This is a genomic window from Bacillus sp. FSL M8-0350 (assembly GCF_038593345.1).
Lineage (GTDB): Bacteria > Bacillota > Bacilli > Bacillales > Bacillaceae > Bacillus > Bacillus safensis.
On the sequence record NZ_CP151985.1, the window covers coordinates 114,117 to 136,092 of the forward strand.

The window sequence follows — 21,976 nt, forward strand, 5'->3', positions numbered from 1 at the left end:
ATCCATTTTGATGAGAATAGGTTTTGATGATAAAATACGTTTATAAAAAATTGGTGTCAGACAACATGATGCAGATGAAAGGAAGTTAAACTCATGGGAAATGAAGTGCGTGTTCGTTATGCACCGAGTCCAACTGGTCATTTACATATTGGGAATGCTAGAACGGCTCTTTTCAACTATTTGTTCGCACGCAGCCAAGGCGGCAAATTTATTATTCGAATCGAGGATACGGACCAAAAGCGTAATGTAGAAGGCGGGGAGGAAAGCCAGCTTCGCCACCTGCAATGGCTCGGTATTGATTGGGATGAGAGCATTGATAAAGATGGCGGTTACGGTCCTTATAGACAATCAGAGCGTAATGATATTTACAAAAAATATTATGACGAGCTGTTAGAGAAGGACTTGGCGTATAAGTGCTATTGTACGGCAGAAGAGCTAGAGGCCGAGCGTGAAGCACAAATCGCCCGCAGTGAAATGCCTCGATATTCTGGTAAATGCAGTCATTTATCAAAAGAAGAAGAGGACAAACTGATTGCTGAAGGAAGAGAGCCAAGCATCCGCTTCCGAGTGCCAAAAGGAGAAATCATCAAATTTGACGACATGGTCAAAGGTGAAATTTCATTTGAAACAGACGGCATTGGTGACTTTGTTATTGTGAAAAAAGATGGCACGCCAACTTATAACTTTGCCGTAGCCGTGGATGATCATTTGATGAAAATGACTCACGTTCTTCGCGGAGAAGATCATATTTCAAATACCCCTAAACAAATCATGATTTTTCATGCATTTGGCTGGGATGTTCCGCTATTCGGACATATGACGTTGATTGTGAACGAGAACCGCAAGAAATTAAGTAAACGTGATGAATCAATTATTCAATTCATCGAGCAATATAAGAATTTAGGCTATTTACCTGAAGCCCTGTTTAACTTCATTGCATTACTTGGATGGTCTCCAGTAGGCGAAGAAGAACTGTTTACAAAAGAGCAATTCATCGACATTTTCGATGTAAACCGACTTTCTAAGTCACCAGCTCTATTCGATATGCATAAACTAAAATGGGTGAACAACCAATACGTAAAAGCACTTGATCTTGATCAGGTTGTGGCACTAACACTTCCGCATCTTCAAAAAGCAGGCAAGGTAAGTGAGCAGCTGACTGAAGAAGAAAACACGTGGGTACGCAAGCTTATTTCTCTGTATCACGAACAATTAAGCTACGGAGCAGAAATTGTTGAGTTAACAGAGTTGTTCTTTAAGGAGCAAATTGAGTATAATCAAGAGGCAAAGGAAGTTCTAGCAGAGGAGCAAGTACCAGAAGTGATGGCATCTTTTGCAGGTCAGCTTGAACAGCTTGAGTCTTTCACACCTGATGAAATCAAGGCTGCCATTAAAGCGGTACAAAAAGAAACAGGGCATAAAGGCAAGAAACTATTCATGCCGATTCGCGTGGCTGTCACAGGACAAACGCATGGTCCAGAACTTCCGCAAAGTATTGAATTACTAGGTAAAGAAACGGTATTAAACCGCATTAAACAAATATAAGGAAATCGTTGCGAGGGAGAAGTACAATGTACTCGTCCATCACAGAAAGAGTCTCCACCGGCTGAAAGAGACTTATGGGCAGACATTGGAAATGCACCCTCAAGACCCTTGAGGAACACGTACGTTAGTATGCAAGGGCGGTACCCTCCGTTATGGGATTAAGTTGAGAAGGCTGAAAGATAAGTAGCTTTCTAAACAGAGTGGAACCGCGTTTTCAAAACGTCTCTGTCATTTGGCAGAGGCGTTTTTTATTTGTCCAAAAAAAGAGAGCAAGTCCTAAGAGAGATTCATGGGGAAGAACGGGGGGAGCATGTGTTTTTCAAAATGCTGAAAGAAGATATTGATACTGTGTTTGATCAAGATCCTGCTGCTAGAAGCTATATTGAAGTAGTGCTAACCTATTCAGGGCTTCATGCGATTTGGGCTCACCGTATTGCGCACGCATTTTATAAGCGGAAGCTGTATTTTATTGCGCGGATCATTTCTCAGGTCAGCCGCTTTTTCACAGGGGTGGAAATTCATCCGGCGGCAACCATTGGCAGGCGGTTCTTCATTGATCACGGCATGGGCGTCGTGATCGGGGAAACATGTGAAATTGGAGACAACGTCACTGTTTTCCAAGGCGTGACATTAGGGGGAACAGGGAAAGAAAAGGGAAAGCGGCATCCGACCATTTTAGATGATGCCCTCATTGCGACAGGTGCCAAGGTGCTTGGTTCTATCACGGTTGGAAAAGGGTCCAAGATTGGTGCAGGGTCGGTCGTGTTAAAAGACGTCCCAGACCATTCCACTGTTGTAGGTATACCTGGGCGAGTGGTCGTTCAAAATGGAAAGAAAATCAATCGTGATCTCAACCATCAAGATTTGCCAGATCCAGTTTCCGATCGTTTTAAAGAATTGGAACGAGAAATGGAAAAGCTAAAAGGTGAGCTGGCTTCATTGAGCAGAAAGGAAGAACAATCATGACAATCAATATTTATAATACATTGACACGTAAGAAGGAAGAATTTGTCCCGCTTGAGCCAGGAAAGGTCAAGATGTATGTGTGCGGACCAACCGTTTATAACTACATTCATATCGGGAATGCTAGACCTGCTATTGTTTATGACACTGTACGTAAGTATTTAGAATACAGCGGTTACGATGTGAACTTTGTATCAAACTTTACAGATGTGGATGATAAACTCATCAAGGCAGCCAATGAACTCGGAGAAGATGTGCCGACAATTGCTGATCGTTTTATCCAAGCCTACTTTGAAGACGTCAGTGCGCTCGGCTGCAAAAAAGCAGACCTTCACCCGCGAGTGACGGAAAACATGGATGATATCATTGCGTTTATTGCGACATTGATTGAAAAAGGCTACGCCTATGAAGCAGATGGTGACGTGTATTACAGCACACGCTCATTTGAAGGTTATGGAAAGCTTTCTCACCAATCAATTGATGAACTGAAGACGGGTGCTCGTATTCGTGTAGGTGAAAAGAAACGAGATGCGCTGGACTTTGCCCTTTGGAAGGCTGCAAAGGATCAGGAAATCTCTTGGGATAGCCCGTGGGGCAAAGGACGCCCAGGCTGGCACATCGAATGCTCGGCAATGGTCAAAAAATATTTAGGTGATACGATCGACATTCATGCTGGCGGACAGGATTTAACATTCCCTCACCATGAGAATGAAATTGCCCAATCTGAGGCTTTGACAGGGAAGCCTTTTGCGAAATATTGGATGCATAACGGGTATATTAATATTGATAATGAAAAAATGTCAAAATCACTTGGCAACTTTGTGCTCGTGCATGACATTGTGAAAGAACAAGATCCTGATGTGCTCCGCTTCTTTATGTTGTCGGTTCACTATCGCCACCCAATTAACTACTCAATGGATTTATTAGAAAGTACAAAGAGTGCGTTTAACCGACTCAAGACATCGTATGCGAATTTACATCACCGTCTTGAGAGCAGTACGAATATCACGGAAGACAATGCTGAATGGCTGGAAAAAATTGAAGAGCAGCGTGCGACATTTATTTCTGAAATGAATGATGACTTCAATACGGCAAATGCGATCTCTGTTTTATTCGAATTAGCGAAACAGGCGAATTATTATATGGAAAATGATCATACTTCGGAGGAAGTGATCAAGGCATTTATCGGCTTGTTCCAAGAAATTACGTCTGTTCTCGGCTTCTCATTAGAAGAAAAGCACACGCTTGACGAAGAGGTAGAAGCGTTAATTGAAAAACGCAATGAAGCTAGAAGAAATCGTGACTTTGCCCTATCTGATCAAATTCGTGATCAATTAAAGAACATGAATATTGTGTTGGAGGACACTCCTCAAGGTACTCGTTGGAAAAGAGGAGAATAGGCAATGTTGAATTTTGAAAAGCTGAAAGACGGTAAACAGCTGAACGGACTTGCGCTGGCTTATATGGGTGATGCCATTTTTGAAGTGTATGTGAGGCATCACCTCCTCCAAACGGGGGCGACAAAACCAAATGAGCTGCACAAACGAGCAAGCAAAATTGTTTCAGCTAAATCACAGGCTGCTATTTTATTTACGCTTCAGCAGCAAGGCTTTTTCACTGAAGCAGAAGAAGCGGTGCTGAAAAGAGGAAGAAACGCAAAATCAGGCACAGTGCCTAAAAACACAGACGTTCAAACGTATCGTTATAGTACAGCGTTTGAAGCGCTCATGGGGTATTTATTTATCGAAAAGCAGGACGAACGCTTAGAAGAGCTGATTGGTCAGGCGATTGAAATCGGAACGTCAGGGAGGAAGACAAATGAGTCAGCAACATGATTATGTCATTGGGAAAAATGCAGTGATTGAAACACTGAAGTCAGATCGGGAGTTATACAAGCTCTGGATGGCGGAAAACACTGTAAAAGGACAAGCCCAGCAGGTCATTGAACTCGCTAAAAAGCAAAATATCACCATTCAGTATGTTCCGAGGAAAAAGCTTGATCAAATGGTTACAGGTCAGCACCAGGGAATCGTTGCACAAGTAGCAGCATATGAATATGCAGAATTGGACGATCTGTATCAAATCGCTGAAAAGCGGAATGAACAGCCTTTCTTTCTGATTTTAGATGAAATTGAAGACCCGCATAATTTAGGATCTATTATGCGTACGGCAGATGCTGTAGGTGCACATGGGATTGTCATTCCGAAAAGGAGAGCGGTCGGTCTAACAACAACAGTTGCTAAGGCATCCACTGGAGCAATTGAGCATATTCCTGTTGCAAAAGTGACCAATCTTTCAAGAGCCCTTGATGAAATGAAAGAAAGAGGAATCTGGGTTGCGGGAACAGATGCGTCTGCTAAACAGGATTACAGACAATTTGATGGCACAATGCCGCTGGCTCTTGTGATTGGCAGTGAAGGAAAAGGAATTGGCCGATTGATTAAAGAAAAGTGTGATTTTCTGATTAAACTGCCTATGGCCGGGAAGGTTACTTCGTTAAACGCATCAGTTGCGGCTGGTCTATTGATGTATGAAGTGTATCGAAAACGTTATCCGTTAGGAGAATAGAGATGGATATCCTCTTAGTCGATGGATACAACATGATAGGTGCATGGCCTCAGCTGCAGCACTTAAAGGAAAACAGCTTTGAAGAAGCCAGAGACGTGCTGATTCAACATTTAGCAGAATATCAAGCATACACAGGGTATCGAGTCATTGTCGTATTCGATGCCCATATGGTCAAAGGAATTGAAAAAAAGCGGACTAACCACCGAGTAGAGGTCATCTTTACGAGAGAGAATGAAACGGCGGATGAGCGGATTGAAAAGCTGGCGCAGGATTTGAATAATATCCGGACGCAAATTCATGTGGCAACCTCAGATTTTACGGAACAATGGGCTATTTTTGGACAAGGAGCTCTTCGGAAGTCGGCTCGTGAGCTTTTAAGAGAGATTGAAGTGATAGAACGAAAGATTGAAACGAGGGTCAAAAAGATTACTTCTGATAAACCAGCATCTAAGATTGAATTGTCAGAAGATGTATTGAAAACGTTTGAAAAATGGCGGCGCGGGAATCTGGAATAGCTTGACGATATTTCAACCATTAATGTATAATATTTCTATCTAGGTGCGGTCGGGGGGATCGAAGTGAATCTAAACAACAGCAAGGGTAAGTCCATCAGAGAGCAATTTTGCCAGTTGGAAGATGAACAAGTCATTGAAAGGGTTCATGTCGGAGATAGTGATGCGCTAGATTATTTAATAACGAAATACCGCAATTTTGTACGTGCGAAAGCAAGATCTTATTTCTTGATAGGAGCGGATCGAGAGGACATTGTCCAAGAGGGGATGATCGGACTTTATAAGTCTATCCGCGATTTCAGAGAGGACAAGCTTACTTCATTTAAGGCTTTTGCAGAATTATGTATTACCCGCCAAATTATCACCGCAATTAAAACAGCTACTCGCCAAAAACATATCCCGTTAAATTCCTATGTATCATTAGACAAGCCGATCTACGATGAAGAATCGGACAGAACATTATTAGATGTCATTTCCGGTGCTAAAGCGCTTAACCCAGAAGACTTAATCATTAGCAAAGAAGAATTTGATGATATCGAAATGAAGATGGGTGAACTGCTAAGCGAGCTGGAAAGAAAGGTACTTGTGCTGTATCTTGATGGCAGATCCTATCAAGAGATTTCGGAAGATTTAAACCGTCATGTGAAATCAATTGATAACGCACTCCAAAGAGTAAAGAGAAAATTAGAGAAATATTTAGAGCTTCGCGAGATTAGTCTCTAATCAAACCTATATTGACAGCTTTTTCGACACTGTGATAAGGTACTAATGAAATGATGTCGAGAAAATAGGTGTAAATATGAGGAAAAAGATTACTCTAGCCTGTAAAGACTGCGGAAGCCGCAATTATACGACAATGAAAAGTGTTGCTTCAGCAGCTGAAAGATTAGAAGTTAAGAAATATTGCAAGACTTGTAATTCACATAAAACACATTTAGAAACGAAGTAAGATTTGCGTTCTTTAATCTGTGGAGGTCTTTTACATGCGTATTATCAGTTTCTTAAAAAGTGTCGGAAAAGAAATGAAAAAGGTCAGCTGGCCAAAGAAGAACGAAATGGTCCGCTACACAATCACTGTTATTTTAACAGTCGTATTCTTTGCCATCTTTTTCTCTTTTCTTGATATAGGAATCTCACAATTAATCGAATTAATTCATTAATACTTGAATAATGGTCTGCTGAACGTGCTATAATAGATCATAATATGACTTGCCAAAAAACCCGTTTTACGGGTTTTTTCAATTGCTTGAAAATATTTACCGTTACTCGAGATTCGTCAAATAGACATTATGAAATGTGGGGAGGGAAGGACTAAATAGTCCTGAACGAAAATGGAAAAGAATTGGTATGTTGTGCATACGTACTCTGGCTATGAAAACAAAGTAAAAGCGAATTTGGAAAAGCGTGTTGAATCAATGGGCATGCAGGATAAAATCTTCCGCGTCGTCGTACCAGAAGAAGAAGAAACGGATATTAAAAATGGTAAGAAAAAAGTTGTCAAAAAGAAAGTATTCCCTGGCTATGTCCTAGTGGAAATCGTGATGACTGACGACTCTTGGTATGTTGTTCGTAATACACCAGGTGTCACTGGATTCGTTGGATCAGCTGGTTCAGGATCAAAGCCGACTGCGCTGCTGCCAGGCGAAGCCGAAACCATTCTGAAGAGAATGGGTCTTGAAGAACGCAAAACAGAAATCGACTTTGAACTGAAAGAAACAGTTAAGGTCATCGATGGACCATTTGCTAACTTCACTGGCTCTATTGAAGAAATTGACTACGATAAAAGCAAAGTCAAAGTATTCGTTAATATGTTTGGTAGAGAAACACCTGTTGAACTTGAGTTCACGCAGATCGATAAATTGTAATTTAAAAGAGCTTGAAATGAGTGTATAGAAGTGGTAATATAGCAAAGGTACGTCTTGAGTTCACTCAAGATCGCTAGCTAGTTATTTCGTCATTCATATAAAGAATGAAGTTGTTGAGTGGGAGGGGGATTCCCCTATTACCACATCACGGACTTTAAGGAGGTGTGTCTCGTGGCTAAAAAAGTAGTTAAAGTTGTTAAATTGCAAATTCCTGCTGGAAAAGCTAACCCAGCTCCACCAGTTGGACCTGCACTAGGTCAAGCCGGTGTTAATATCATGGGATTCTGTAAGGAGTTTAACGCTCGTACAGCTGACCAAGCTGGTCTTATCATTCCTGTTGAAATTTCGGTTTTTGAAGACCGTTCATTTACATTTATTACTAAAACTCCACCTGCTGCAGTTTTACTTAAAAAAGCAGCTGGTATTGAGTCTGGTTCTGGTGAACCTAACCGTAATAAAGTGGCAACTGTTAAGCGTGATAAAGTACGCGAAATCGCGGAAACAAAAATGCCTGACTTAAACGCTGCTAGCGTTGAATCAGCTATGCGCATGGTTGAAGGTACTGCACGCAGTATGGGTATTGTCATCGAAGATTAATTTTTTGTCTTGTTGGGTTGCGAGTTTGGTTTTGACAAGTTCGCAACCCTTATTCGTGGGAGGTTATTCCGCTAAAACCACATAAGGAGGATTTTTATAATGGCTAAAAAAGGTAAAAAGTATGTAGAAGCTGCTAAGCTGATCGATCGTACTAAAGCGTATGATGTAGCTGAAGCTGTTTCTCTTACAAAAAAAGCAAATACAGCTAAATTTGATGCGACTGTAGAAGTTGCTTTTCGTTTGGGCGTAGACCCTCGTAAAAACGATCAACAAATCCGCGGTGCAGTTGTACTTCCTAACGGAACTGGTAAAACTCAACGCGTTCTTGTGTTCGCTAAAGGCGAAAAAGCAAAAGAAGCAGAAGCTGCTGGAGCAGACTACGTTGGAGATTCTGATTACATCACTAAAATCCAACAAGGCTGGTTCGAATTCGATGTAATCGTTGCGACACCTGACATGATGGGTGAAGTTGGTAAGATCGGTCGTGTACTTGGACCAAAAGGTCTTATGCCAAACCCTAAAACAGGAACTGTAACGTTCGAAGTTGAAAAAGCAATCAATGAAATCAAAGCTGGTAAAGTAGAATACCGCGTTGATAAAGCTGGTAATATCCACGCGCCAATCGGAAAGGTTTCTTTCGAGGACGAAAAGCTTGTTGAGAACTTTGCAACAATCTATGACACAATCCTTAAAGCAAAACCTGCAGCGGCTAAAGGTGTATACGTGAAAAACGTTTCTGTTACATCTACTATGGGCCCTGGCGTGAAAGTGGATCCATCTTCTTTCTCTGCAAAATAATTCTTGACTTATGACAACCATTTTGATAATATCAAAATGTTGTAAAATAGAATAATGTCCATTTATACCGTAGACAGCAGGGGCCTTATGGCTTAAATAACCCGCCGAGGTGTATATGTCACAGTCTTACGTTAACGTATGCTTGTATATACAGCCTCCATGTCTTAATGGAGGCTTTTTATATGGAGAACCGTTCGTTAGGAACGTGATGGCCTGATCGGTATAAGTGTTACACAAAGAATGTACAGGAGGTGTAACCATGAGCAATGCAATCGATACTAAAAAAGTTGTCGTTGATGAAATTACTTCTAAATTTAAAGATAGTATGTCTACTGTCATTGTAGACTACCGCGGTCTTTCTGTTTCTGAAGTGACTGAACTTCGTAAACAGCTTCGTGAAGCTGGCGTAGAATTCAAAGTTTACAAAAACACTTTGACTCGCCGTGCAGTTGAGCAAGTTGAACTAACGGGTTTAAACGATTTCTTAACAGGTCCAAACGCTATCGCATTCAGTAACGAAGATGTTATCGCACCTGCGAAAATCATCAACGAATTTGCGAAAAGCCACGAAGCTTTAGAAATCAAAGCTGGTGTCATCGAAGGAAACGTAGCGACTGTAGAAGAAGTGAAGGCTCTTGCGGAACTTCCGTCTCGCGAAGGCTTACTATCTATGTTGCTTAGCGTTCTTCAAGCTCCAGTTCGTAATCTTGCTCTTGCTACTAAAGCAGTTGCAGATCAAAAAGAAGAACAAGGCGCTTAATGCGTACTTTACGTTTACGTAAAAAAACTTAAAATGGAGGAATTACAAATGGCTTTAAATATCGAAGAAATCATTGCTTCAGTTAAAGAAGCAACTGTACTTGAGTTAAACGACTTAGTAAAAGCAATCGAAGAAGAATTCGGCGTAACTGCTGCTGCTCCTGTAGCTGTAGCTGCTGGTGGCGGTGCTGCTGCTGAAGAAAAAACTGATTTTGATCTAGTACTTGCTGGTGCTGGAGACCAAAAAATCAAAGTTATCAAAGTGGTTCGTGAAATCACTGGTCTTGGCTTGAAAGAAGCTAAAGAACTTGTTGACAACACTCCAAAACCACTTAAAGAAGGTATTGCTAAAGAAGAAGCTGAAGAACTTAAAGCTAAGCTTGAAGAAGTTGGCGCTTCTGTAGAAGTTAAGTAATCTTCGCCTAATCTTTTGGGAAAGCTCGCTTTTACTGGCGGGCTTTTTCTTTTCTAATCTCCTGAAACGATTGAATCCAGAGGAGGTCCATTCACCATGAGTGACCACTATTATACGGAAAAGCCATCAGTGAAAAGCAATAAACAGACATGGGACTTCACCTTGAGAAACCGTACCTTTACTTTTACAAGTGACAGTGGAGTGTTTTCTAAGAAAGAAGTCGACTTTGGTTCAAGGCTTTTAATTGAAGCTTTCGAAGAACCTGACTTGGATGGCGATGTCTTAGATGTCGGTTGCGGTTATGGACCGATCGGCTTATCGTTAGCAAACGAAATGACTAGCCGTACCATTCATATGATTGATGTGAACGAAAGAGCAGTCGAACTTTCAAAGGAAAACGCTAAACATAATCGCATTGATAATGTTCGCATCTATCAAAGTGATTTGTTCTCGAATGTTCATTCCTCAGCTGCTTTTGCCTCTATACTGACCAATCCCCCAATACGGGCAGGGAAGAAAGTTGTACATGCGATCTTTGAAAAAAGTGCTGATCATTTATTGCCGGAAGGTGAGTTGTGGGTGGTTATTCAGAAAAAGCAAGGTGGACCATCTGCGATTGAAAAATTAGAGCAGCTCTTTGAAGAAGTCGAGGTTGTGCTGAAAAAAAAGGGCTACTATATCATCAAAGCTAAAAAAGTTTGACGCAGTTTCCTAGCTGTGTTAACATTATAAAATGCCAATGTGTATATTTTGCTTGATAGGCTTAAAAAACAACTATTTTGTATAAATTATGCATACTTGGGAAAACTAATAAAATCGGTATTTGTTTTTGGATGTGGTTTTCTTATTTTAGAAACCCTTTTTTCTTTTGTCTTGTAAAAGTATTTCTTTACTGACATTTGAAAGACAGAAATACTTTTTACACATATAATACGCATGATTTGAGGGGTGAATCAGTTGACAGGTCAACTAGTTCAGTATGGACGACACCGCCAGCGCAGAAGCTACGCACGCATAAGCGAAGTGTTAGAATTACCAAATCTCATTGAAATTCAAACCTCTTCTTATCAGTGGTTTCTTGATGAGGGTCTTAGAGAGATGTTTCAAGATATATCCCCAATTGAGGATTTTACTGGTAACCTTTCTCTTGAATTCATTGATTACAGCTTAGGGGATCCTAAGTATCCTGTAGCAGAATCAAAAGAACGTGATGTAACTTACTCTGCTCCACTAAGAGTAAAAGTTCGTTTAATTAACAAAGAAACTGGAGAAGTAAAAGACCAAGATGTGTTTATGGGTGATTTCCCAATCATGACAGACACAGGTACTTTTATCATTAATGGTGCGGAACGTGTAATCGTTTCTCAGTTAGTGCGTTCTCCAAGTGTATATTTCAGTGGTAAAGTAGACAAAAACGGTAAAAAAGGTTTTACTGCGACTGTCATTCCAAACCGTGGCGCATGGTTAGAATACGAAACTGATGCGAAGGATGTAGTCTATGTACGCATCGATCGCACACGTAAGTTGCCGGTTACGGTTCTTTTGCGTGCTCTCGGCTTCAGCTCTGATCAAGAGATTCTTGACCTCATTGGCGAGAATGAATACTTACGCAACACGCTGGAAAAAGACAATACAGAGAATGCAGATAAAGCACTTCTCGAAATCTACGAGCGCCTCCGTCCTGGAGAGCCGCCAACTGTTGAAAATGCGAAAAGCTTGCTAGACTCTCGCTTCTTCGATCCGAAGAGATATGACCTAGCAAATGTTGGACGCTACAAGATTAATAAGAAGCTTCATATTAAAAATAGACTGTTCAATCAAAAATTGGCTGAAACGTTAGTTGATCCTGAAACAGGTGAAATTCTAGCAGAAAAAGGTCAAATTTTAGACAGAAGAGTTCTTGATAAAGTTCTTCCATACTTAGAAAACGGCATCGGATTTAGAAAGCTTTATCCTAATGGTGGCGTAGTAGAAGATGAAGTAGAACTTCAATCTATTAAGATTTATGCACCGACTGATCAAGAAGGCGAGCAAGTGATCAACGTGATTGGAAATGCATATGTAGAGGAAGCTGTGAAAAACATCACGCCTTCTGACATCATTGCATCAATCAGTTACTTCTTCAACCTTCTTCATGGTGTAGGTGACACAGATGATATCGACCACCTTGGTAACCGTCGTCTGCGTTCTGTAGGTGAACTTCTGCAAAACCAATTCCGTATTGGTTTAAGCAGAATGGAGCGTGTTGTTCGTGAAAGAATGTCGATTCAAGACACAAACACGATCACACCTCAGCAGCTGATCAACATTCGTCCTGTGATCGCTTCTATCAAAGAGTTCTTTGGTAGTTCTCAGCTTTCTCAGTTCATGGATCAAACAAACCCGCTTGCTGAATTGACGCACAAACGTCGTCTGTCAGCGCTTGGACCGGGTGGTTTGACACGTGAGCGTGCAGGAATGGAAGTTCGTGACGTTCACTACTCTCACTATGGACGTATGTGTCCGATTGAAACACCAGAGGGTCCAAACATTGGTTTGATCAACTCTCTATCTTCATTTGCAAAAGTGAATCGCTTCGGATTTATCGAAACACCTTACCGCCGGGTTGATCCTGAAACTGGTAAAGTGACACCGAGAATCGATTACTTAACTGCTGATGAAGAGGATAACTACGTAGTAGCACAAGCGAACGCTCAGTTAGCTGATGATGGTTCGTTTATCGATGATAATATCATTGCTCGTTTCAGAGGGGAAAACACCGTTGTTCCTCGAAACCGCGTTGACTACATGGACGTTTCGCCAAAGCAGGTTGTTTCTGCAGCGACAGCATGTATCCCATTCTTAGAAAACGATGACTCTAACCGTGCTCTAATGGGAGCAAACATGCAGCGTCAGGCTGTGCCTTTGATGCAGCCGGAATCACCAATTGTTGGTACAGGGATGGAGTACGTATCAGGTAAAGACTCTGGTGCTGCTGTCATCTGCCGCTATCCAGGTGTTGTAGAACGTGTAGAAGCAAAAAATATTTGGGTTCGCCGTTATGAAGACGTTGACGGACAACAAGTCAAAGGAAACCTAGACAAATACAGCCTGCTGAAATTTGTCCGCTCTAACCAAGGGACTTGCTACAACCAGCGCCCTATCGTAAGTGTTGGAGATGAAGTCGTTAAAGGGGAAATCCTTGCAGACGGTCCTTCTATGGAAAAAGGTGAATTGGCTCTAGGACGTAACGTTATGGTCGGCTTCATGACTTGGGACGGTTACAACTACGAGGATGCGATCATCATGAGTGAGCGCCTTGTAAAAGATGACGTCTACACGTCTATTCATATTGAAGAATATGAATCAGAAGCTCGTGATACAAAGCTTGGACCAGAAGAAATCACTCGTGATATTCCAAACGTTGGGGAAGATGCTTTACGCAACCTTGACGAGCGCGGAATCATCCGTATTGGTGCAGAAGTAAAAGATGGAGACCTTCTTGTAGGAAAAGTAACGCCTAAAGGTGTAACTGAACTAACAGCTGAAGAACGTCTATTACATGCAATCTTCGGTGAAAAGGCTCGTGAAGTTCGTGATACGTCACTGCGTGTTCCACACGGCGGCGGCGGAATTATCCACGATGTAAAAGTCTTCAACCGTGAAGATGGAGATGAATTACCTCCTGGTGTAAACCAATTAGTCCGCGTATACATCGTTCAGAAACGTAAGATTTCTGAAGGTGACAAAATGGCCGGACGACATGGTAACAAAGGGGTTATCTCTAAAATCCTTCCAGAAGAAGATATGCCTTATCTTCCAGACGGAACACCGATCGATATCATGTTGAACCCTCTAGGGGTACCATCTCGTATGAACATCGGTCAGGTACTTGAGCTTCATATGGGTATGGCTGCACGTTACCTTGGCATCCACATTGCGTCACCAGTATTTGATGGTGCGCGCGAGGAAGATGTTTGGGAAACGCTTGAAGAAGCAGGTATGTCCCGTGATGCGAAAACAGTCCTTTATGACGGTCGAACTGGTGAACCATTCGACAACCGTGTATCTGTCGGAATCATGTACATGATCAAACTGGCTCACATGGTTGACGATAAACTTCACGCTCGTTCAACTGGACCATACTCACTTGTTACGCAGCAGCCACTTGGCGGTAAAGCACAGTTTGGTGGTCAGCGTTTCGGAGAGATGGAAGTATGGGCACTTGAAGCTTACGGTGCAGCATATACACTTCAAGAGATCTTAACAGTTAAATCAGATGACGTTGTGGGTCGTGTGAAAACATACGAAGCCATCGTCAAAGGGGATAACGTACCTGAACCAGGTGTCCCTGAATCATTCAAAGTGTTAATCAAAGAACTTCAAAGTTTAGGTATGGATGTGAAAATCCTATCTGGCGATGAAGAAGAGATAGAAATGAGAGATTTAGAAGACGATGAGGAAACGAAGAAAGCAGACGGATTAGCGTTATCTAATGACGAAGATGCTGCAGACCTCGCACCTGTCGATCTTGAACGTGACGCAGTCACAAAAGAATAGCAGAAACGATTAGAGCAAGTGACTAGGGTATAACCCGAAGATTAAAAGGGAGGTAGGCCCCTTGCTAGATGTGAACAATTTTGAGTATATGAACATCGGTCTCGCATCACCTGATAAAATCCGTTCTTGGTCTTTTGGTGAAGTGAAAAAGCCTGAAACGATTAACTATCGTACACTGAAACCTGAAAAAGATGGTCTCTTTTGTGAACGTATCTTCGGACCGCAAAAAGACTGGGAATGTCATTGTGGGAAGTATAAACGCGTTCGGTATAAGGGTGTTGTATGTGACCGTTGTGGTGTAGAAGTAACACGGGCAAAAGTCCGTCGTGAGAGAATGGGGCATATCGAACTGGCTGCCCCAGTTTCCCACATTTGGTATTTCAAAGGTATCCCAAGCCGTATGGGTCTTGTTCTTGATATGTCACCACGTGCGTTAGAAGAAGTGATCTACTTCGCTTCTTACGTCGTGACAGATCCGGGCAACACACCGCTTGAGAAGAAACAACTTCTTTCTGAGAAAGAATTCCGTGCTTATTTAGATAAATACGGTAATACATTCCAAGCAGCTATGGGTGCAGAAGCAATCAACAAACTTCTTCAAGATATCGATCTTGTAAAAGAAGTAGATACACTGAAGGAAGAGCTGAAAACTGCTCAGGGACAGCGACGTACACGTGCGATCAAACGCCTTGAAGTATTAGAAGCCTTCCGTAACTCAGGAAACAAACCATCTTGGATGATTCTTGATGTACTTCCGGTTATTCCACCAGAATTACGTCCAATGGTTCAGCTTGATGGTGGACGTTTTGCTACTTCTGACTTGAACGACCTTTATCGTCGTGTCATCAACCGTAACAATCGTCTGAAGCGTTTATTAGATCTTGGAGCGCCAAGCATCATCGTTCAGAACGAGAAGCGTATGCTTCAAGAAGCTGTCGATGCCTTGATTGATAATGGACGTAGAGGTCGACCAGTAACAGGACCAGGAAATCGACCCTTGAAATCTCTTTCTCACATGCTGAAAGGGAAACAAGGACGTTTCCGTCAAAACTTGCTTGGTAAACGTGTTGACTATTCTGGACGTTCCGTTATCGTCGTAGGACCACATTTGAAAATGTATCAGTGTGGACTTCCGAAAGAAATGGCTCTTGAATTATTCAAACCATTCGTGATGAAGGAGCTTGTTGAAAAAGGATTAGCTCACAACATCAAGAGTGCGAAGCGTAAAATTGAGCGCGTGCAGCCGGAAGTATGGGATGTTTTAGAATCAGTTATTCGTGAGCATCCAGTCTTACTAAACCGTGCACCGACTCTTCACAGACTTGGTATTCAAGCGTTTGAACCTACACTTGTGGAAGGACGCGCAATTCGTCTTCATCCACTTGTATGTACAGCCTACAACGCTGACTTTGACGGTGACCAAATGGCGGTTCACGTACCATTATCTGCTGAAGCTCAAGCTGAAGCTCGTATCTTAATGCTTGCTGCTCAAAACATTTTGAACCCGAAAGATGGAAAACCAGTTGTTACGCCATCTCAGGATATGGTGCTCGGTAACTACTACCTTACACTTGAGCGCAAAGGTGCTATCGGAGAAGGTATGGTCTTCAAAGACACTGACGAAGCCCTTCTAGCTTATCAAAATGGTTATGTGCATCTTCATACACGTGTAGCTGTTGCAGCTAGCTCGTTGAAGAATGTGACATTCACTGATGAACAGCGTTCTAAATTGTTGATTACAACAGTTGGAAAACTAATCTTTAACGAAATCTTACCGGAATCATTCCCATACATGAATGAGCCGACAAAGAGCAATATTGAAGAAAAAACGCCTGATCGTTTCTTCCTTGAAAAAGGTGAGGATGTAAAAGCTGCGATCGAGAAACAAGAAATCAATGCGCCGTTCAAAAAAGGTATTTTAGGGAAAATCATTGCGGAAATCTTTAAGAGATTCCATATCACTGAGACATCTAAAATGCTTGACCGCATGAAAAATCTTGGTTTCAGATACTCTACTAAAGCCGGTATTACGGTTGGTGTGTCTGATATCGTCGTACTAGATGATAAGCAGAAGATCCTTGAAGAAGCACAAGCAAAAGTAGATAACGTCATGAAGCAATTCAGACGTGGTTTGATTACTGAAGAAGAGCGTTATGAGAGAGTTATTTCAATCTGGAGTTCTTCTAAAGATGTCATCCAAGGTAAACTGATGAAGTCCCTTGATGAAGTCAACCCAATCTACATGATGAGTGACTCTGGAGCGCGTGGTAACGCATCTAACTTCACTCAGCTGGCTGGTATGCGTGGTCTGATGGCCAACCCGGCTGGACGTATCATTGAACTTCCGATTAAATCTAGTTTCCGTGAAGGTTTAACCGTATTGGAATACTTTATTTCCACTCACGGTGCGCGTAAAGGTCTTGCCGATACAGCCCTTAAAACAGCTGACTCAGGTTACCTCACGCGTCGTCTCGTTGACGTTGCACAGGATGTCATCATCCGTGAAACAGATTGCGGTACAGACCGTGGAATCTTGGCGAAGTCCATTAAAGAAGGAAATGAAATTATTGAGAAACTTGAAGAACGTCTGATCGGGCGTTTTGCAAGAAAACCAATTGTTCATCCTGAAACAGGCGAAGTCATCGTAGCCGAAAACGAACTAATTGATGAAGATAAAGCACTTGAAGTAGTTGAAGCAGGAATTGAGGAAGTATGGATCCGTTCTGCATTTACATGTAACACGCCTCATGGTGTATGTAAACGATGCTACGGCCGTAACCTTGCAACTGGTACTGACGTTGAAGTCGGTGAAGCAGTTGGAATCATCGCTGCACAATCAATCGGTGAGCCAGGAACACAGCTTACAATGCGTACGTTCCACACCGGTGGGGTAGCAGGAGACGATATCACACAAGGTCTACCTCGTATCCAAGAGCTATTTGAAGCGCGTAATCCGAAAGGGCAAGCGACAATTTCTGAAATTGATGGTGTCGTTGCTGAAATTAACGATGTTCGTGACAAGCAGCAGGAAATTGTGGTTCAAGGCGAAGTTGAAACTCGTTCTTACACAGCTCCTTACAATGCACGTCTGAAAGTTGTTGAAGGTGACACAGTTACTCGTGGTCAAGTACTTACAGAAGGTTCGATCGATCCGAAAGAACTTCTTAAAGTGACTGACATGACAGCTGTTCAAGAATATCTGCTTCATGAAGTGCAAAAAGTATACCGTATGCAAGGGGTAGAAATCGGAGATAAGCACGTAGAGGTAATGGTTCGCCAAATGCTTCGTAAAGTGCGTGTCGCTGATGCAGGGGATACAGATGTATTACCAGGCACACTTCTTGATGTACATCAATTCACTGAAGCGAACAAAAAAGTACTATTCGAAGGCAAACGTCCTGCAACAGGCCGTCCAGTTCTTCTTGGTATTACAAAAGCTTCACTTGAAACAGACTCATTCTTGTCTGCGGCATCCTTCCAAGAAACGACTCGTGTCCTAACAGATGCGGCGATCAAAGGAAAACGTGATGAACTGCTTGGCTTGAAAGAGAATGTGATCATCGGTAAACTTGTTCCTGCTGGAACGGGAATGCCAAACTACCGTAAAGTTAAGCCGGTTTCGCAAGTGCAGCCGTCTGACGACATGGTTCCTGTAGAGTAATCTTTCTCGTGAGATTCCTATAAAATCATCAAAAAATGGTGAAGGATGTCAAGATAATCTGTCATACGATATTGACATCCTTCTGCCATGATGATAATATAACCAAGGTGCTCAAAATAAAACCTGTTACTTTGGAGGATATTCGATGTCTTATGATAAAGTATCACAGGCTCAATCCATTATTATTGGTACGAAGCAAACAGTAAAAGCTCTGAAACGAGATTCAGTTAAGGAAGTCGTCGTAGCGAAAGATGCTGATCCTGCTTTAACCGCTAGTGTATTGAAACTAGCGCAAGAGAAGGGTGTAGACATCTTAGTGGTAGATTCCATGAAAAAGCTCGGCAAGGCCTGCGGAATTGAAGTTGGGGCAGCAGCTGTTGCCATTATGTTATAGCGTACTTGTTTTGTTTTTGCATGTATAAAATGCAAAAGCATTGTTTTTTGCCTTTTGATGAACCACCTGGGTATGTGGGTTATAAAAAAAGTAATGAAGGGAGGAATAACAACATGCCTACAATTAATCAGCTAATACGCAAAGGACGCGTGAGTAAAGTTGAAAACTCAAAGTCACCTGCACTTAACAAAGGATACAACAGTTTCAAAAAAGAGCACACTAACGTAACATCTCCACAGAAGCGCGGGGTTTGTACTCGTGTCGGTACAATGACACCGAAAAAACCAAACTCAGCACTACGTAAATATGCTCGTGTACGTTTGTCTAACCTGATTGAGGTAACAGCTTACATTCCTGGTATCGGACATAACCTACAAGAGCACAGTGTAGTACTTATCCGTGGCGGACGTGTAAAAGACTTACCGGGTGTACGTTACCACATCGTTCGTGGTGCGCTTGATACTGCCGGAGTTGACGGTCGTATGCAAGGACGTTCTAAATACGGAACAAAACGCCCTAAACAAAGCAAATAATACAAACAAACATAAGGGTTTTTAGAAGTTGATATCAGATCAGTGGAGTCAGGCAGCTGACAATGATATTGAGATGAGAGACAGATAGAAATCCTTTTAAAAGAGAAGGGAGGCTATTCAGATGCCACGTAAAGGTCCTGTAGCAAAAAGAGACGTATTGCCAGATCCAATTTACAATTCTAAACTTGTATCTCGTTTGATCAACAAAATGATGATCGACGGTAAAAGAGGAAAGTCACAAACAATCCTCTACAAGTCATTTGATATCATCAAAGAACGTACTGGTAATGAAGCGATGGAGGTTTTCGAACAAGCCTTGAAAAACATCATGCCAGTTCTTGAAGTTAAAGCACGTCGTGTAGGTGGAGCTAACTACCAAGTTCCTGTAGAAGTTCGCCCAGACCGTCGTACTACTTTAGGTCTTCGCTGGTTAGTAAACTATGCTCGTCTTCGTGGAGAAAAAACGATGGAAGAGCGTCTTGCTAACGAAATCCTTGACGCAGCTAACAACACTGGTGCTGCTGTTAAGAAACGTGAAGATACACACAAAATGGCAGAAGCGAACAAAGCATTCGCTCACTACCGCTGGTAGGATTTATACCAAACTAAAAAAACTATTCCCTAATGAGGAAGGAGAAATTACCCAATGGCAAGAGAGTTCTCCTTAGACAAAACTCGTAATATTGGTATCATGGCTCACATCGATGCCGGTAAAACGACAACGACTGAGCGTATCTTGTACTACACTGGTCGTATCCATAAAATTGGTGAAACTCACGAAGGAGCTTCACAAATGGACTGGATGGAGCAGGAGCAAGAACGTGGTATTACAATCACTTCTGCTGCTACTACAGCACAATGGAAGGGTTACCGTGTAAACATCATCGATACACCAGGACACGTAGACTTCACTGTTGAAGTTGAACGTTCTTTACGTGTACTTGATGGTGCGGTTGCTGTTCTTGATGCACAATCAGGTGTAGAGCCACAAACTGAAACAGTTTGGCGCCAAGCAACAACTTACGGAGTACCTCGTATCGTATTCGTTAACAAAATGGATAAAACAGGTGCGGACTTCCTTTACTCTGTAAGCACATTAAGAGATCGTCTTCAAGCGAACGCTCATGCAATTCAATTGCCGATCGGCGCTGAAGATCAATTCGAAGGAATCATCGACCTTGTAGAAAACGTAGCATACTTCTACGAAGATGACCTTGGAACTCGCTCTGATGCTAAAGAAATCCCTGCTGAGTATAAAGACAAAGCTGAAGAGCTTCGCAGCAGCCTAATTGAAGCTGTTGCTGAGCTTGATGAAGAGCTTATGGAAAAATACCTTGAGGGTGAAGAAATCACAATTCCTGAATTGAAAGCTGCAATCCGTAAAGGAACATTGAATGTTGAATTCTACCCAGTTCTTGTTGGATCTGCTTTCAAAAACAAAGGTGTTCAGCTTGTACTTGACGCTGTGCTTGACTACCTTCCTGCACCAACTGATGTTGCTGCAATTAAAGGTATCCTGCCAGATTCAAATGAAGAGGTTGTTCGTGAGTCTACTGATGACGCACCATTCGCAGCTCTTGCATTTAAAGTTATGACTGACCCTTATGTTGGGAAACTAACTTTCTTCCGCGTATACTCTGGAACACTTGATTCTGGTTCATACGTGAAGAACTCTTCTAAGAACAAGCGTGAACGTGTTGGACGTATCCTTCAAATGCACGCAAACAGCCGTGAAGAAATCTCTACTGTATATGCAGGGGATATCGCAGCAGCTGTAGGTCTTAAAGATACATCTACTGGTGATACTCTTTGTGACGAGAAAAATCTTGTTATCCTTGAGTCTATGGAATTCCCAGAGCCAGTTATCGATGTAGCTATCGAGCCTAAATCTAAGGCTGACCAAGATAAAATGAGTATCGCTTTAGCTAAACTAGCTGAAGAGGATCCAACATTCCGTACACAAACAAACCCTGAAACTGGTCAAACGATCATCTCTGGTATGGGTGAGCTTCACCTTGATATCATTGTTGACCGTATGAAGCGTGAGTTCAAGGTTGAAGCTAACGTAGGTGCTCCTCAAGTTGCGTACCGTGAAACATTCCGTTCTGGTGCAAAAGTTGAAGGTAAATTCGTACGTCAGTCTGGTGGACGCGGTCAGTTCGGACACGTTTGGATTGAATTCGAACCAAACGAAGAAGGCGCAGGATTCGAATTTGAAAATGCAATCGTCGGTGGGGTTGTTCCACGTGAATACATCCCAGCAATTCAAGCAGGTCTTGAAGATTCACTTGAAAATGGTGTATTAGCTGGATTCCCATTAATCGACATCAAAGCAAAATTATTTGATGGATCTTACCACGATGTTGACTCTAACGAAATGGCGTTCAAAATTGCTGCATCTATGGCATTGAAAAATGCTGTCAGCAAATGTAACCCAGTTCTACTTGAGCCAATGATGAAAGTGGAAGTTGTTATCCCTGAAGAATACATGGGAGACATCATGGGTGATATCACATCTCGTCGTGGACGTGTAGAAGGTATGGAAGCTCGCGGTAACGCTCAAGTTGTTCGCGCTATGGTTCCACTTTCTGAAATGTTCGGATATGCTACTGCACTCCGTTCTAACACACAAGGACGCGGTACTTTCACTATGCACATGGATCACTACGAAGAAGTGCCTAAGAGCATCAGTGAAGAAATCATCAAAAAAAATAAAGGTGAATAATTGATTTTGCCTTTAAACTAAAGTATAACTACTATTGAAGATCAGAAAGTGAGAGGTAACTCTTCACTTTCTATCACTCTATACCAAATACAATGAACCTTT

The 21,976-nt window shown here is 42.1% G+C and carries 21 protein-coding genes and 2 other annotated features; all 21 genes read left to right on the plus strand.

The features are described from left to right. The first annotated feature begins 93 nt into the window (after positions 1 to 93). The gene (gene gltX, locus NSS80_RS00615) at positions 94 to 1,545 is read left to right on the plus strand and encodes a glutamate--tRNA ligase (RefSeq protein WP_025092232.1); all 1,452 of its coding nucleotides are present in this window, start codon (positions 94 to 96) and stop codon (positions 1,543 to 1,545) included. After that, positions 1,545 to 1,775: a binding site (T-box leader), on the plus strand. It overlaps the preceding gene by 1 nt. An 82-nt stretch (positions 1,776 to 1,857) precedes the next feature. After that, positions 1,858 to 2,511 (plus strand): serine O-acetyltransferase, encoded by a 654-nt coding sequence (gene cysE, locus NSS80_RS00620; RefSeq protein WP_024425585.1) that lies wholly within the window; start codon positions 1,858 to 1,860, stop codon positions 2,509 to 2,511. Further along, positions 2,508 to 3,908 carry a cysteine--tRNA ligase gene (gene cysS, locus NSS80_RS00625; RefSeq protein WP_024425865.1) on the plus strand — a complete coding sequence of 467 codons (1,401 nt, stop codon included), beginning with the start codon at positions 2,508 to 2,510 and terminating at the stop codon, positions 3,906 to 3,908. The genes cysE and cysS overlap by 4 nt, the downstream gene beginning before the upstream one ends. 3 nt (positions 3,909 to 3,911) lie before the next feature. Beyond that, the gene (locus NSS80_RS00630; protein ID WP_024425587.1) at positions 3,912 to 4,343 is read left to right on the plus strand and encodes a Mini-ribonuclease 3; all 432 of its coding nucleotides are present in this window, start codon (positions 3,912 to 3,914) and stop codon (positions 4,341 to 4,343) included. Further along, a complete protein-coding gene (gene rlmB, locus NSS80_RS00635) occupies positions 4,327 to 5,076 on the plus strand; it encodes a 23S rRNA (guanosine(2251)-2'-O)-methyltransferase RlmB (protein ID WP_024425588.1) in 750 nt (249 codons plus the stop codon). Before NSS80_RS00630 ends, rlmB begins: the two co-directional genes overlap by 17 nt. Before the next feature lie 2 nt (positions 5,077 to 5,078). Next, the gene (gene rae1, locus NSS80_RS00640; protein WP_024425589.1) at positions 5,079 to 5,591 is read left to right on the plus strand and encodes a ribosome-dependent mRNA decay endonuclease Rae1/YacP; all 513 of its coding nucleotides are present in this window, start codon (positions 5,079 to 5,081) and stop codon (positions 5,589 to 5,591) included. Positions 5,592 to 5,654: 63 nt separating this feature from the next. Beyond that, a complete protein-coding gene (gene sigH / locus NSS80_RS00645; RefSeq protein WP_008345424.1) occupies positions 5,655 to 6,311 on the plus strand; it encodes an RNA polymerase sporulation sigma factor SigH in 657 nt (218 codons plus the stop codon). Positions 6,312 to 6,387: 76 nt separating this feature from the next. After that, positions 6,388 to 6,537: a 50S ribosomal protein L33 gene (rpmG, locus tag NSS80_RS00650; protein WP_008356502.1), complete on the plus strand. Its 150-nt coding sequence runs from the start codon at positions 6,388 to 6,390 to the stop codon at positions 6,535 to 6,537. 34 nt (positions 6,538 to 6,571) lie between these two features. Next, on the plus strand, positions 6,572 to 6,748 hold the full coding sequence (gene secE / locus NSS80_RS00655) for a preprotein translocase subunit SecE (RefSeq protein WP_008345422.1): 177 nt from the start codon (positions 6,572 to 6,574) through the stop codon (positions 6,746 to 6,748). 171 nt (positions 6,749 to 6,919) lie between these two features. Continuing rightward, on the plus strand, positions 6,920 to 7,453 hold the full coding sequence (nusG, locus tag NSS80_RS00660) for a transcription termination/antitermination protein NusG (RefSeq protein WP_003217197.1): 534 nt from the start codon (positions 6,920 to 6,922) through the stop codon (positions 7,451 to 7,453). Between the two features lie 171 nt (positions 7,454 to 7,624). Next, on the plus strand, positions 7,625 to 8,050 hold the full coding sequence (gene rplK / locus NSS80_RS00665) for a 50S ribosomal protein L11 (RefSeq protein WP_003216956.1): 426 nt from the start codon (positions 7,625 to 7,627) through the stop codon (positions 8,048 to 8,050). A 99-nt stretch (positions 8,051 to 8,149) separates the two neighbouring features. Then, on the plus strand, positions 8,150 to 8,848 hold the full coding sequence (rplA, locus tag NSS80_RS00670; RefSeq protein WP_017359164.1) for a 50S ribosomal protein L1: 699 nt from the start codon (positions 8,150 to 8,152) through the stop codon (positions 8,846 to 8,848). Between the two features lie 49 nt (positions 8,849 to 8,897). Further along, positions 8,898 to 9,038, plus strand: a sequence feature (ribosomal protein L10 leader region). Positions 9,039 to 9,107: 69 nt separating this feature from the next. Continuing rightward, positions 9,108 to 9,608: a 50S ribosomal protein L10 gene (rplJ, locus tag NSS80_RS00675; RefSeq protein WP_024425590.1), complete on the plus strand. Its 501-nt coding sequence runs from the start codon at positions 9,108 to 9,110 to the stop codon at positions 9,606 to 9,608. 48 nt (positions 9,609 to 9,656) lie between these two features. Next, positions 9,657 to 10,022, plus strand: coding sequence for a 50S ribosomal protein L7/L12 (gene rplL / locus NSS80_RS00680; RefSeq protein WP_008345418.1), 366 nt, complete (start codon positions 9,657 to 9,659; stop codon positions 10,020 to 10,022). A 96-nt stretch (positions 10,023 to 10,118) separates the two neighbouring features. Next, positions 10,119 to 10,724, plus strand: a complete 606-nt coding sequence (locus NSS80_RS00685) for a class I SAM-dependent methyltransferase (protein WP_034283897.1) — start codon at positions 10,119 to 10,121, stop codon at positions 10,722 to 10,724. Between the two features lie 255 nt (positions 10,725 to 10,979). Next, positions 10,980 to 14,561, plus strand: coding sequence for a DNA-directed RNA polymerase subunit beta (gene rpoB / locus NSS80_RS00690; RefSeq protein WP_024425866.1), 3,582 nt, complete (start codon positions 10,980 to 10,982; stop codon positions 14,559 to 14,561). A 61-nt stretch (positions 14,562 to 14,622) separates the two neighbouring features. Beyond that, entirely contained in the window at positions 14,623 to 18,222 is a 3,600-nt protein-coding gene (gene rpoC / locus NSS80_RS00695; protein WP_041115160.1) for a DNA-directed RNA polymerase subunit beta', read from the plus strand. Between the two features lie 145 nt (positions 18,223 to 18,367). Next, positions 18,368 to 18,616 carry a 50S ribosomal protein L7ae-like protein gene (locus NSS80_RS00700; protein ID WP_024425593.1) on the plus strand — a complete coding sequence of 83 codons (249 nt, stop codon included), beginning with the start codon at positions 18,368 to 18,370 and terminating at the stop codon, positions 18,614 to 18,616. Positions 18,617 to 18,729: 113 nt separating this feature from the next. Further along, positions 18,730 to 19,149, plus strand: a complete 420-nt coding sequence (gene rpsL, locus NSS80_RS00705) for a 30S ribosomal protein S12 (protein WP_003216962.1) — start codon at positions 18,730 to 18,732, stop codon at positions 19,147 to 19,149. 121 nt (positions 19,150 to 19,270) lie between these two features. After that, on the plus strand, positions 19,271 to 19,741 hold the full coding sequence (gene rpsG, locus NSS80_RS00710) for a 30S ribosomal protein S7 (protein WP_003216884.1): 471 nt from the start codon (positions 19,271 to 19,273) through the stop codon (positions 19,739 to 19,741). A 54-nt stretch (positions 19,742 to 19,795) separates the two neighbouring features. Further along, on the plus strand, positions 19,796 to 21,874 hold the full coding sequence (fusA, locus tag NSS80_RS00715) for an elongation factor G (RefSeq protein ID WP_024425594.1): 2,079 nt from the start codon (positions 19,796 to 19,798) through the stop codon (positions 21,872 to 21,874). Positions 21,875 to 21,976 lie beyond the last annotated feature (102 nt).